General features: G+C 60.7%; 8 protein-coding genes. 1 reads left to right on the forward strand and 7 read right to left on the reverse strand.

Translation table 11 applies throughout. The features are described from left to right. Window positions 1-6 precede the first annotated feature (6 nt). The 3 genes from cas10 to Q0721_RS11245 form a co-directional block, all read right to left on the reverse strand. Entirely contained in the window at window positions 7-2616 is a 2610-nt protein-coding gene (gene cas10 / locus Q0721_RS11235; RefSeq protein ID WP_299029895.1) for a type III-A CRISPR-associated protein Cas10/Csm1, read from the reverse strand. A 126-nt stretch (window positions 2617-2742) separates the two neighbouring features. Beyond that, window positions 2743-3624, reverse strand: a complete 882-nt coding sequence (locus Q0721_RS11240; RefSeq protein WP_299029898.1) for a CRISPR-associated ring nuclease — start codon at window positions 3622-3624, stop codon at window positions 2743-2745. Window positions 3625-3705: 81 nt separating this feature from the next. Beyond that, complete coding sequence (locus tag Q0721_RS11245; RefSeq protein WP_299029900.1) at window positions 3706-4182, reverse strand: hypothetical protein; 477 nt, start codon at window positions 4180-4182, stop codon at window positions 3706-3708. A gap of 142 nt (window positions 4183-4324) precedes the next feature. On the opposite strand from Q0721_RS11245, the gene Q0721_RS11250 reads away from it, so the two are divergent. Beyond that, window positions 4325-6739, forward strand: a complete 2415-nt coding sequence (locus tag Q0721_RS11250; RefSeq protein WP_299029903.1) for an endonuclease MutS2 — start codon at window positions 4325-4327, stop codon at window positions 6737-6739. 150 nt (window positions 6740-6889) lie between these two features. Here the strand turns inward: Q0721_RS11250 and Q0721_RS11255 are convergent, their stop codons facing one another. The 4 genes from Q0721_RS11255 to Q0721_RS11270 are packed head-to-tail and all read right to left on the reverse strand — an operon-like array spanning window position 6890 to window position 13594. Beyond that, entirely contained in the window at window positions 6890-10402 is a 3513-nt protein-coding gene (locus tag Q0721_RS11255; RefSeq protein WP_299029906.1) for an AAA family ATPase, read from the reverse strand. A gap of 15 nt (window positions 10403-10417) precedes the next feature. Next, window positions 10418-12190, reverse strand: a complete 1773-nt coding sequence (recN, locus tag Q0721_RS11260) for a DNA repair protein RecN (protein WP_299029909.1) — start codon at window positions 12188-12190, stop codon at window positions 10418-10420. A 13-nt stretch (window positions 12191-12203) separates the two neighbouring features. Beyond that, window positions 12204-12725, reverse strand: a complete 522-nt coding sequence (locus tag Q0721_RS11265) for a B-box zinc finger protein (protein WP_299029912.1) — start codon at window positions 12723-12725, stop codon at window positions 12204-12206. Next, complete coding sequence (locus Q0721_RS11270; protein ID WP_299029915.1) at window positions 12722-13594, reverse strand: NAD(+)/NADH kinase; 873 nt, start codon at window positions 13592-13594, stop codon at window positions 12722-12724. The genes Q0721_RS11265 and Q0721_RS11270 overlap by 4 nt, the downstream gene beginning before the upstream one ends. Between the last annotated feature and the right edge of the window lies 1 nt (window position 13595).

The following is a 13595-nucleotide window of genomic DNA, read 5'->3' on the forward strand; positions in this document are numbered from 1 at the left end:
AATCACTCAATCACCCTTTCTCGTCTTTAGCTCTGCCCAGCGCGCCGCCAGGCCCACCCACTCAATACGCTGGTGAAACGCCGCCTTCATCTCCTGGCGCAAGGTCTTCAGGTTTTGCCCGGTGGCGGGTTGTTTTTCGTACATCTTTTGCAACCGCGCCAGTTGGTATTCAAAAAGCCAGTTCCACGGGCCCCAAATAGGCTGCGGACGATGGTTGACACCTAAATCGCGCCCCGCACGTCGACGGGCTTCCTTCACCTCTTGATAACGTTCGTCCAGACGCAGTAAAGTGCGAAGCAACGAACGGCTGGCATCGTGACTTTGCACGAGATTTTCCAAGAAAATCAACGTATCGTAGGCCGTATCAAACGCGACCGAAGGGCTCTTTGTCAACCCAAAGCGCTGCCAGGGCAGCACCCGCCCCAGGAAACAAATGGCATCCTTTTTGTGAGCATTGCCGGCTTCGTCCCACCATTTATGCCGTTTGGCCATCTCCTCGGCGCGCCCAGCATCCTGTGCAGCCTGTGCCAGGGGGTATTTGCCACCGATGAGCACCATGCCAGCACTGGTGTGGATGCCAGGGTGGTTAGCCGCATAAGGAGTTAAATCGCGCCGGATTTCACGCGCCAGTTCCACTACCTCGTCCCATGCGCCGACGAAGAAGAGATCATCGCCACCTGAATAGATGGCGTACAAGCGATCGCCATTTTGGCGATTGCGCCTTTGCGCCAGCACACCCACCCACCCCTCAAAATACAGGCTGATGGCGAAACTCAGCGCAGCGACGCGGGAGAGAGTAGCCTTTTCTCCTAACCCCTGGGCAAAGAGTTGCCCGAGATTGTCCACATCCATGCGCAATACCCCCAGGCGCTTTATTCCTTCAGCCTGCATGGCTAGCAGTTCAAACGGTTTGACAGCACCCTCTCTCAGGGATTGTTCAACCCTCTGGCGGTACTTCTCACCATACTCTGAAATGTCTTGCCCTGAAACCAAGGGCGTCACATTGACCAGAAAGCGCCGCCCCACCGCTACCTGTGCAGAAGGCCTAAGATTCTTCCAACTTGATTCATCCAATGCCAAGATCAGCCGTCGCCCTTTCGGCGCATGCAGCCCGTTGAGCGTTTCCTCAATGTGCACATGTAGTCCCAGATCTTTGAGCACTGCTTTCCAGGAAGTGGATCGGTTTGAAGGTGCGAACTGAGCCGGTGGAGCCGGGAGTTGAGGTTCGAAGTCCCAGATCAAGTAGTGCGCCTTACGCAACGGGTCACCGATCTCTTCTTCGAAAGATTCACAGGCGTCACACTTGCGCACATCAGGATTATCTTTATCCGGATGCACATCTTCATATTCACGCCCACATACGCTGCACTGCACTTGCTCATTACCCCCATGCCCCTGAGGTTTGAACAAATCCGCCAGTTCCGGCGCCGGCAACTCCACAAAGCGCTGCTTCTTGACCGCCTGGAGCAATTCACCGAGTTCCTGCCATTTTTGACTGATGCGCCCCTCGAAGAAGTCGCGCGCAGCCAGCGGCAGGCCGGCTACGGCCAGATATAAATCCCCCTGGTGATGGCGATACAAGATGCGACTGAGGTCTTGACGGATGCGGTTCAAGTCCTCGGTGTCGGTGGCGCGGGCTAACAGGTAGAAGTTGCCTCCGCCAACATAAATCAGATTGGTAATGGGTAGATCCAGGCAACGCAGGATATAACGTGCAGCCACCTCGGTGAGCAGTTGCAGGTAAAACGAACGCCCGCGCAACGAACTGGTAGCACCACGATCAGTGATGGTATAAATAAAGTCTTGCACACCCGAGAGGTCACCGCCAACCAGCAATGCCACTTGGGTACCGCTCTCCTGGGGGGTTTGAGCCAAGGCGCGCAAGTCCTCATCGGCGAGCGCAATGTCGGCCAGCACCGCAGCCAATGCAGCGGTCATGCGGCTGTGGTCATAGAGACTGATATCGGGCAGGCTGTGGTAATAGGCCGAGGGTACACTCCAGGTGTAACGCTGCATAAGGTGAAGCAGGTTTTCCAGATAGGTTTCCAGGTCGCCCTCCTTGGCGTGGGCGCATTGGAGGTTTTGGGCTTCCTCATTAAGACCCGACCATAGTCTCTTGTAGTTCTCCTTAACTTCGTCTTCGTCCAGCTCGAGAGCCGGGAACCAATTCTCGGCAGTGGTGTTTTCGTCTAGGTCAAGCGGACGCAGCGGCCAATAGAACCTAGAGGGGTTATTCTGGTTATCGGCGCGCACCACGCAGAAGATGGAGAGCAACTGCTTGGGTTGGGTGTGAACCGCATCTTCTTTTTCCATCTCAGAGCGCTCACCCGAAGAGAGTCGGTCTGCCAGGCGCACTAGATCGTGTTCGCGTGCGAAAGGACGGTGGTGCTGAGCAGCCCAATTCTTAACCGCCTCACTACCTGGGAAAGGCGGCAACCATTCACCCGCTACGTCATAGGTCAAGAGGGCGTGCAAGCGACCATAATCTCGCTTGGCCTCATCGTCCCAAATACGAGAAGCGCTGGATTCTCCAGCGCGCAGTTTAATTTTCCCCACATCGTGCAGCAGGCCGGCCAGGGCTAGTTTCAGGGCGCGTTCACGGCGTTCGTCACTCATGCAACCTCCTTTCCTCGTCCCAAAATACCGAAAGGCCCGCCGGTAAGTCCTGCACCCCGTGTCGCTCGCCCCCTCGCAGCGACTCCCGTACGGGCATCCTTAATGTAGCACACGCGATTCCTCTTGTCATGCGGATTTTCCCGCATTTTCGTCATGACGGTACTGATAATACAATCCCAACAGCGCCACCAACTGCGCGCGGTTGATGTCCTCCAGCCCCCAATGCACCGCGGCTTTGCTGTAGGCCGAACGCAGGTGTCGCTCTACCGTGCGTTTGGAGAGGTACAGGCGCTGCGCCAATTCATGGTCGCTCAGTCCCTCGCGTACTAGTGGCTCTACCACCCGCCGCTCACCTTCAGTGAGCACCGTCTCCACAAAGACTTGTGCCTCGCACACCCGCTTTTCCAGGTCCAGCCGACGCAGACGTTCCAGCGCCTCGTAGGGATCGCTGACCGCGCGCAGGTGGGTTAGCGCTGGCGAAAGGGCTTCGCGCAGCAACACCGGCACAGGAACCAGGTGCACCTCATCGCCGGGCTGCGGATGCAAGCGGCGGCTGGCGAGAAACTCCCCCGCCGAATAAAGGTGCCACAAATGATCCCCCTCATCAAACAACATCTGCGCTGTCACCAGTGCGAATACGCTCAGCGTCTTGCGCCCTCCGGCCAGCAATAAGTGCAAACGCTCCCCATTTTGTTTGGCCTGCCACACACTGCGGTAAAGTGTCCGAAAGGCCCATTGGATGGCATTGGGGGTTTCAACGTCACTCACGCTGCCCCCACGCTCATCTTGGATGGGGGTCAGGTGCAGGGCAATCCGGTCACGGTAGGGCGGCTGCGCAAAGGCTGCGTGCAGGGTTTGCACCGCTTGCTCAATAGCAGCATTTCCACCAGTGTGGATCACCTCCACCCGGCGAATCGGCTCGTGACGCGCTAACAGCAAATCCAACCCCGCCGTGATAACCTGCGGCTCTGTTCCCAGAGTAGCAATGAGAGTGCACTTTAAGGTCAACGGCGCCCCCTATCGAAAACGGTAGCTGTGAGCGTGACAAACGTATAATTATTATAGCAAATTTAGGATGGGAATGACCTATCAGTCCCCTTTCAAACCACTTTCTACTTGTACGACAGACGGTTGGAGACCCTGGGCACCCACCCCCACCCTCCGAGTGGCCGTTGCCACCTCATCATCCGGCACCGGCACCGAAAAGCGCCGCGCATGGGCAACTTTGGTCAGACGCTGGTTTTTCATCACCATCACCGGCGCATAGACCAGATCCGGGTAGGCCACGGCCGCGGTCGAACTACCGATGATGATCACATCCCGGGCCTTCCACTGCCGCAAAAGGCCTTCGGTTGCGGTATCTTTACGCGGGCGGGTGTAATCCACCTGAATGTCGCCTACGCGGCGGCTGGCCAGTACCTCGATCTCCACGTTGACCACCCACCCGCTGGGCGGTACCACAAACTCCCCATGATCCAGGTCAAAGAGATTCAACGGATGAGCGGTGACATTGAGGTATTTGAGCCCGTTCGGGCCGATGAACGGCGCGATCTCAGCATTATCCATAGCAGTGCGTCACTCCCTACAACGTGGTGTAGAGTGGGCTAACGGCCGATTCCACCCAGCCATGGCAAAATTTTAATTCGAAACGGCACTGTGCACCTTATCATCGACTAGGCAACATAAAAAGGGGTAAAATCATCCTGCTATGGATGAGAAGTCGCTCCACACATTGGAATTCCCCAAAATCCTGGAACGCCTAGCAGGCTACGCGGCCTTCAGCGCCTCAGCCGAACTGGCACGCGCCCTGCGTCCTAGCACCGATTTTGACGAGGTCATGCGGCGCCAGGCCCGTACCACCGAAGCCCGCCACCTGCTCAACCGCTACGCTGAGATCGGCGTAGGCGGCGCCCGAGACGTGCGTCCCCCGGTGGAGCGTGCCGCTCGCGCTGGGGTGCTGCTGGGCAGCGAATTGCTGGAAATCAAGACCACGCTGGAAGCCGCACGTGACCTGGCGCGTTTCTTCGAACGCCACACTGCAGAATTTCCCCACCTGGCAGACCTAGCCGCTCGCCTGCCCCCGCCCCCTGGCCTGATTGAAGCCATCTCCCGCGCCATCTCTGAGCGTGGCGAGGTGCTGGATAGCGCCTCTCCGCGCCTGGCGGCCCTGCGCGCCGAGATCAAGGTGGCCCACGAGCGCTTACTGGCGCGCCTCAATACCATTATGAACGACCCCAAAGTAGCCCCTTGGCTACAAGAGAGCCTGATTACCCTGCGCAACGACCGCTATGTCCTCCCGCTCAAGGCCGAGGCCAAAGGGCACTTGCGCGGCATCATCCACGACCAGTCAGCCTCTGGCGCGACCCTCTTCGTTGAGCCCCTCGCCGTGGTGGATTTGAACAACGCCTGGCACGAGTTGCAACTGGCTGCGCGCGACGAAGAGCGCCGCATCCTGGCCGCTCTCTCGGCCCAGGTGGGCGAGCACGCCGCGGTCATCACCACCTTGGTGGTAGCCCTGGCCGAATTCGATCTGGCGCTGATGGCCGCCAAGTACGCCGAAGACCTGCGCGCCGCAGAGCCGGTGCTGGTGTCCTTCAACCCCACCCGGCCCACCCACCCCGGCAGCACCTTGCGTCTCTACCGCGCCCGCCATCCCCTGCTCGATCCTGCCCGCGTGGTGCCGATTGACGTGGCGTTGGACGAAAAAACCTTTGCCGTGGTCATTACGGGCCCCAACACAGGCGGCAAGACCGTCTCACTCAAAACAGTGGGCCTGCTGGCGCTGATGGCCCAGGCCGGGCTGCACATCCCGGCCCAATCCGGCTCAACCCTAAGCCTCTTTGACGATGTCTTCGCCGATATTGGCGATGAGCAGTCCATTGAACAATCCCTCTCCACCTTCTCCGGGCATGTGACCAACATCGTGCGCATCCTCAAGCACGCCACGCCGCGGGCCCTCGTGCTGCTGGATGAACTGGGCGCCGGCACCGATCCTCAGGAAGGTTCGGCACTAGCGCGGGCGATCTTGGCGCATTTGGTAGCCCTGCCGGTCACCTGCCTGGTCGCAACCCATTACCCCGAACTGAAGGCCTTTGCCCACACCACCCCTGGGGTGGTCAATGCCAGTGTGGAATTCGACGTGGAAACCCTGCAACCCACATACCACCTCACCCTGGGGTTACCTGGGCGCAGCAACGCGCTGGCCATCGCCGAGCGCCTGGGGCTACCGCCTGAGATCATAGCCGCCGCCCGCGCGATGCTCAGCCCCTCTGACCTGCGCGCCGAAGACCTGCTGGAAGAGATCCACCGGCAGCGCGATCTGGCCCGCCAGGCCCGCGCCGAGGCCGAGCAGGCCCGCGCCGAAGCCGAGGCCCTGCGCCAGGAACTGGCGCGCCGCCTGGAGCAAATTGAGGAGGAGCGTCAGGCCATTCTGCGCCAGGCCACCGAACAGGCCGAGGCCGAACTGGCTGCCCTGCGCGATGAGATTGAGCGCTTACGTCGGGAATTGGCCCGCGCCCGCCTGCCCCTCGAAGAGATCAAACGCGCTGCCGAGGCCACCGGCACCCTGCAGGAACGCGTTGAAAAGGCCCTTAGCCCCGCCATCGCCCCGGTCACCCCGCCTGAGCGCCCGGCCATCGGCGAGCGGGTGCGCATCCGCTCGCTGGGGCTGGAAGGCACCGTAGTGGCCCAAGACGAAGAGGAAGTAGAAGTGCAACTAGGCAATCTGCGCCTGCGCGTTGCCCAACACGATATCCAACGCGCTGGCCAGGGGCAGCCACCCCCCCTTGCGGCGGCCGCCCCTACCCCGCGTCGTCGCAAACTCGCCCCCGCCCCCACCACTCCCAGCCCAAGCCTAATTGCCCCCTCGCCAGGCCTGGAACTTGATCTGCGCGGGCAGCGCGCCGAAGACGCGCTGATTGCCCTGGAGCGTCACCTGGAAGCCGCTTATCTGGCCGGTCTACCGCTTGTGCGCATCATTCACGGCAAGGGCACTGGCCGCCTGCGCCAAGCGATCCGCCAGGCGCTGGGGCAGAACCCCTATGTGGCCGCCTGGGAACGCGGTTTGGAGGGTGAGGGCGGCGACGGCGTAACTCTCGCCCGCCTGCGTAGCGACGCGGCTTAACTTTAAAGGTTAAAGGGCTGAAAGTGCTCCGCTTGTTTTCACTTTCAGCCCTTCTTGCAGAGGGTCCCTCGTGCCTCTGCCCGCTTGGCAACGTCCTTGTTTAAAATAAGTTTACAAGATTGACGTTGCCAAAACGTGGACAAAATAGCCCTATGCGGCGTGATTCAGCCACTGGTGAAGGCGCTGTTCAAAGCGCACGCGCAGGTGGTCGGCCGTGATGTCATGGAGCAGTTGTTGGCGCAGGGCTTCCAGGCGTTGGTGGAAAACTTCATCTGTCTCGGCGCCGTCAACCGCTTGCAACGCCAGGCCGATCCCGATGGCTTCAAAAAGAAAGGACTGGAGAGATCGGGCGTGCTCAATGAGCAAACGGGCATGACGGAGCACCAGATCTCGCACTTGCTGGCGTTGAGCAATGTAGGCTTGTAAGGCATGATAGCGCAACAGCAAGGGCTGCATTTTGCGCTGGGCGGCTTCATCCGCGGCCCGGTGGGCGACGTGCTGGGCCTCTTCCAGGTTGCTCAAAACGTAGTGGGCTTCCGCCAAGGCCATCTCCGCCGCTAGGGCCACATGGGTCATCTCGGTAGTGCGGCTTAGTTCGATAGCACGACGGAGGAAATTCAAGCCACCCTGAGATTGCCCACTGAGCACCAGCGCCCATCCCAGACGATAAAGGGCCTCGGTTGAGGAATGCAAGTCCTGAGCGACTTCTAGGCCGGCGCGATATTCGGTCAAGGCCGCGGCGTAATCCCCCAGCGCCAGCCACAGATCACCCTGGGTGGTATGAACCTCGGAGAGTACCGGATTGCGCTTGCTCAGCGTGGTAACCTGAGCACGGGCACGTTCTAAGGCTTCCCATGCGGATTGAATGAGCCCCACCCTCAAACCGACCTGAGCGCGGCACAGCCACAAACGGGTGGCCAGGGCTGCATTGCCCCAGCGCTCCGCCTCTTGCAAACCTTGCTGGCAGGCCTCCAACGCCGCCGCAAACTCACCCATCTCCAGACGAGATAGCGCCAGCGCCAGCATTGCTCGTCCGCGGAAGCCCAGCGCGTCCAGCGCACGGCTCTGCGAGAGGGCTTGCTCGGCAAAGACACCAGCCCGTTCTGGCCAGCCCAGAATGTAATACGCCTTGGCCAGTTGATACCGTGCGTTTCCCAGCGCCCGCTGACCGCTCAGCGTCTCCACCGCCTGTCCCATTTCCAGCACACGTTGGTAGATCAGCACGGCATCATAAAAGCGATTAAGTAAAAGCAGGGCCGCTGCCTTGCGGTTGAGCGCTTCCATCTGCTCTTCCAGATGGCCGCTCTTTTCCAAGTAAGGCAGCGCCTGTTCCAGGTAATTCATCGCCTGGCGCGCCTGCATTCGCACCGTGGCCACCCGCCCCAGGCCACTCAACCCGCTCCCGATCAGCCAGGCCTCATAGCGTTGCTCCCCGTGGCTCAACAGAGCCGCATAACAACGTTGACAGGTCTCCAGGTCATAGCGATTGAACGCTACCTCCGCCCACCCGCTATACAGGCGGTGAAGCAACTCAGGGGGTAGGGGGCGCTCCAGGTGCAGGAGTAACGTCTCGGCCCGCGTAAAGGCCTCCCCGGCTTCGTCGCCGTGCCCTCTCAACGCCGCCTGGTAGGCTGCCTCAACCCAGTAATGGATCGCCTGGGCTTCTTCCCCTCCAGCTTCAAAATGGCTGGCAATAGCCGCCGCCTCCGCGGCCCCATACCCGCATTGCTCCAGCGCCCGCGCTGCCCGCAGATGCAAGAACTGCAAGCGCGCCTCACTCGACTCCAACAGCAACACCTCGCGGATCAGCGGATGCTGGAAAAAATACGCGCCACGAATGTGCTCACTCGGACGCACCAGAAAAGCGCGCTCCATCTCTTCCAGCGCGTCAACGATGACCTCGGTTGGTTCTTGCAGCATAGCCTGGAGAACATCTAAACGAAAGGTCTCGCCTAGAACGGCTGCTGCCAGCAGGATCTGGCGCGTTTGAGGCCGTAGCAAGTGCAGGCGTTCGTTGGCCAGGGCGCGGACACTTTGGGCCACCGGAAACGTGCGCGGCAGGTTTTCCGGATCGAGATCCGGGTGGGCTTCCAACAAAGCACGCAAGGTCTCCAGAATAAAGAGGGGGTTGCCGCCAGTTGCCCGTTCCAGGGCGGTCACCCACGCCGCAGGCGCAGGCTGTCCCAGCGCATAACGAGTCATTTGGGCCACTGCCTCGGTAGAAAGCGGCCCTAACGTGATCGGCTTCACCAGCCAGGAGATCGGTGAAGTGGTCAGGAAGGTCTGTAGCGCTGCGTTGGGCTCTTCAGGACGAGCGGCAATGACCAGCAAATTACCGCGGGTAAAAAAGCGCTGATTGATCAGATGGGCTAGCACGTTCAGGGTCGCCGCGTCGCACCACTGCGCATCGTCCAGGAAGACAAGCACATGCCCCCGCTGGCTCAGGTGGCGCATAACCTGCTCCACCGCCGCCGCGAGGTGCACCTCGCGGGTCTCTGGCAGTGATGGCGCGCCGGGGGGAATATAAACAGCCAATTCAGGCAGAAGCGGGAACAGAATTTGCAGCCAATGCGGCGGCAGACTCTGCCATTCCTCGGTCAGAACCGCTTCTTGCAAGGCTGACCCTAGAGGGTGATAAGGGATATCTTTCTCATGCGCCGATGCACTGGCTAACACCAGGCGCGGTGCAGGCTGCAAGGACTGGTAGAGTTCAAACATCAGGCGGCTTTTACCACTGCCCGCTTCGCCCCACAGCACCGCCACGCCGCCCTGGAGCGCCAGCGTACGCAGCGTGTCCATCACCTCATCTCGCCCCACAAAAGGCACATGCAGGGTGCGCAGGCTGAACCAAGGCGCAGGCTCGGGTGGGCGAGGCTGCTGGAGCGCCTGATGCAACCGTTGACACAGGGATTGAAACTCCCCCGGCACCTCGTTGATCCCCTCGGCAGCCAGGTCACGTTGTACCCGCTCACACTCTTCTTGGGCTGCGGCATATTGCCCCAAATCGCACAACCAACCGATCATGCGCGCCCGCAGGCGCCAGTACGATTCATCTATTTGCAACACCCGCCGCGCCCACTGAATGGCTTCATCCAGATCGCCACTGAGCGCGGCGTGCTCGGCCAACACCTCCAATGCTGTCATCAGGGCATTTTCTAGGGTGGCCGAGGTCAAGGACAGCCATGTATCGAACGCCTCAGTGGAAGGTAAATCTGCGCCCGCGAGAAAACGATGCCCACGCCAAAGATTGACTCCCTTGCACAGACGCTGGTACACCGCCTCAGGCAATGGGGCCTTTAGAGGTAATTTGAGATAAATGCGCGCTTGATGCATCAGCATCTGGAACTCACGCACGTCCACATACACCTGAACGCGGTCAAGCCATACTAAGTCCTGCGTGGTATGCAGCAGGGTCGGCAGGGGCAGGGCCGTGCGCAGTTTGCTCAGCGTCTCACGTAAGTGACGACGGCCATCTTCCTCACCCTCATCCGGCCAGAAGAGATCCAGCAGGGTTTGCCGCCCTACCGGCTCGGTCTGCGTCGCCAGATAAAAGAGCAGGGTGCGCAGCAAACGGCGCTGAATCCTCAACGGGTGCCCCCCATACTCGATTTGAGGTGGGCCTAAGAGCAGAATGCGTAAAGGCGGGAGGATCTCATGTGCCATCTGAAACCCCAACTTTTATCCTTCCCCGCCCACACCGCCCCCGGCTGGTGAAACCGCCAAAGCCCGCGCCCGCTGTTGGGCGCGTTCTAGTGTCTCACGGGCCGCATTCAAATGGGCGGTGCTCTGTCCGCCCAGCATCTGCGCCAGTTCCAGAATGCGCGGTTCGCCTTCCAACGCCTGCACGCGCGTCGTGGTGCGCCCGCCTTGCACTTGCTTGCGCACCCCGTAGTGATAGTCACCGTAAGCCGCCAATTGTGGCAGATGCGTCACGCATAAGACCTGATGCTGGCGCGCCAACAACCACAACTTCTCACCCACCACACTGCCCACCCGGCCGCCAATGCCCTGATCAATCTCGTCGAAGATTAGGGTCGGGATGACATCTGCCTGAGTCAAAACGCGCTTCAGCGCCAGCATCAGACGCGAAGTCTCCCCACCTGAGGCGATCTTGACCAGGGGCTTGAGCCCCTCACCTGGATTGGGGGCGATGAGAAACTCTACCTGATCCAAACCACGCTCATCAAAGCGCACAGCACGCCCGTCCTCTAGCGGCAATCCCTGCGGATCTTCCACCTGTGTGATCGCCACTTCAAAACGCGCGCCCTGCATGCTCAAATCGGTCAGTTCGGCTTCCACCGCTCGACTCAGGCCTGCCGCCGCCTGCTGACGCCGCACCGAAAGTGCCAGTCCGCGCTCGCGCAACTGGTGCTGGAGCGCCTCGCGCTGAGCTTCCAGTTCGGCGATGCGCTCGGTGGCGTGGGTAATGGTATCCAGTTCCTGGCGCGCCTTCTCAGCATAGGCCAGGATCGCCTCAATACTTCCGCCGTACTTGCGTTTGAGGCGCTGGATGAGATCCAGGCGCTCTTCCACCTTCTCCAGGCGGCGCGGGTTGTATTCGATTTGCTCTTGATAACGGCGCAAATCACGCGCCATCTCTTCCACGCTCGCCAGCACGCTTTCGGCCTGCTCGCTCAGCCCCTGCTGACTTGGATCCAGCCGCGCAATCACATGCAGCGCCTGCGCCACCTGGCCCAGCAAGTCGGTCAGCGCGGGCGTCTCGCCAGCCCCCTCGTCCAGCAACGCCAGGGCCTGCTGCACTTGGCTGGCCAGGTTCTCGGCGTTGGCCAGGCGATTGCGTTCCTGACGCAGATCCTCCTCCTCGCCGGGCTGGAGCGCCGCCGCCTCAATCTCGCGAATCTGGAAGGTGAGCAAATCCACGCGCTGAGCGGCATCGCGCTCAGCCTCGTGCAGGCGCTGCAATTCGCGTTCCAGGTGACGCCATTCGCGATAGGCCTGACGGTAAGCCTCCACCCAGGGACCATTCCCGGCGTAGCGATCCAGCAACGCCAGGTGCTGGCGCACATCCAGCAACGAAAGATGCTCCGATTGACCATGAATATCCACCAGTAAGCGCCCAATTTCCCGCAGCAGGCCGAGGCTGACGCTACGCCCATTGACACGCGCCACGCTGCGCCCGCCCTGGCGCAATTCTCGCGCCAGCACCACCCGCTCACGATCCTCATCCAGCAGATCTTCGGCCTCCAGCAGGGCCATCAATGGCTCGCGCACCGAATCCACCACCTCGAAGGTGGCTTCAATCAGCGCACGCTCGGCGCCGCTACGAATCAGGGTCACGTCCGCAGGGCCGCCCAGCACGGTCGCCAGCGCATCCAGCAGAATGGATTTTCCCGCGCCGGTCTCGCCGGTAAACACAGTCAAGCCCGGCTCCAGGGTGAGTTCCAGGTGCTCGATAATGGCAAAATTCTCAATGCGCAATTCGCGAAGCATCCCAACCTGTTGGCTAAATCTTAATCCCGGTCAAACGGTAGAAAACTGTGCTACCGACCAGGGCCACATAAGCGCCTTGCCACACCAGTGGCCAGATCGAGAGGCCATTCAGGCCAAAAAGGAAGCCCGCCACCTGGGCTAGAATCAGCACCACCCCGCCGATCACCGCCGCCAGCGTCGCCGCGCGATAAAGCCAGCGCGAACGGCGCCGCCGGGTGGCCCAGCGCACCGCCTCAGCGATGACCGCCCCCGCTATCGGCGCCACAAAGAGGGTGAAAAAACCCAGCAGGCTGGTGATCAGGCTACCCAGGAAACTCAGTACGCCCGCGATGACAATCGCCAAGGGATAGTCGAACCACTGGGCAGTATCAAAGACTTTCTGCTGATTGCGCACGCAGTCCTTGCAGCGGTAGCCGGTCGGGGTGAGTACGGCACATTCGGGACAGATCGGCCGCTCGCAGCGATTGCAGCGCAATAACGTCTCGCGGTCAGGATGATTGACGCAGTAAAGGACATCGGGGGAGGTCTGGCTCATGACTCGTTATCCATCGCAGCGGGGTTGAGTTCCATATAAGCGTTTAGATTGCGGTAGAAATAACCGCGATCCTGGAAGCGTACAAACTTAACCGTGTTGTGGTTGGCTTCCACCCGCACCACATCGTCGTTCTCCAGCGCCACTGGTGCCTGGCCATCCACGCTCATCACCGCTTGGTGGCTGGATTGCACAGTCACGGTGACCACGGCTTCCTCCGGGAGGATGACCGCCCGATCCATGGACAGGTGCGGTGCTACGGCTACGATGAGGATACTGCGCAACTCCGGCGGCATGATCGGCCCCCCCACCGCCAGAGCGTAGGCCGTGGAGCCGGTCGGGGTCGCCACAATCAGCCCATCGGCGATATAGGTGCTCAAAGGGTAGCCATCCACCGCCGCTTTTAGGCGCACCGGTCGCACAATCTGCCCACGGCACACCACCACCTCATTGAGCACACTCCATTCGCCCAGTTTGTGCTCCCCGCGTAGGTGGGTAGCCCACAGCATCATGCGCTCCTCCAACCAATACTGGCCACTCAGCAACAACGGCAGACGGCGCGGCCACTCCTCCTGACGCACCTCCATCAGAAAGCCGAAACGTCCCAGGTTAATGCCCAACACCGGGATGTGCAGGGGGGCGCACAGGTGGCCTGCCCGCAACATCGTCCCATCCCCACCCAGGGCAATCAACACGTCCACCTGTCCGGGCTGAAGCTGGTGGCGCAGATTGGGCAAGGGAGCGCTGAGCACCTCTGAATAACCCTGGCGCTCCAGGAACTGGCGGATGGCCTCGGCCACTGGTGGGGCTACGGCCATAGTTGGGTGATAACCAATCGCAAAACGCTGTGGAAGAGGACGTGAGGTGGACATC

The sequence above is a fragment of the uncultured Thermanaerothrix sp. genome (assembly GCF_938028735.1).
In the GTDB taxonomy this organism is placed as follows: domain Bacteria; phylum Chloroflexota; class Anaerolineae; order Anaerolineales; family Anaerolineaceae; genus Thermanaerothrix.

Coding starts and splice junctions, on each gene's coding strand:
- Q0721_RS11245 (WP_299029900.1), bottom strand. CDS start 4,182: ATGGATAATGCTGAGATCGCGCCGTTCATCGGCCCGAACGGGCTCAAA.
- Q0721_RS11250 (WP_299029903.1), top strand. CDS start 4,325: ATGGATGAGAAGTCGCTCCACACATTGGAATTCCCCAAAATCCTGGAA.
- Q0721_RS11255 (WP_299029906.1), bottom strand. CDS start 10,402: ATGGCACATGAGATCCTCCCGCCTTTACGCATTCTGCTCTTAGGCCCA.
- Q0721_RS11265 (WP_299029912.1), bottom strand. CDS start 12,725: ATGAGCCAGACCTCCCCCGATGTCCTTTACTGCGTCAATCATCCTGAC.
- cas10 (WP_299029895.1), bottom strand. CDS start 2,616: ATGAGTGACGAACGCCGTGAACGCGCCCTGAAACTAGCCCTGGCCGGC.
- Q0721_RS11270 (WP_299029915.1), bottom strand. CDS start 13,594: ATGTCCACCTCACGTCCTCTTCCACAGCGTTTTGCGATTGGTTATCAC.
- recN (WP_299029909.1), bottom strand. CDS start 12,190: ATGCTTCGCGAATTGCGCATTGAGAATTTTGCCATTATCGAGCACCTG.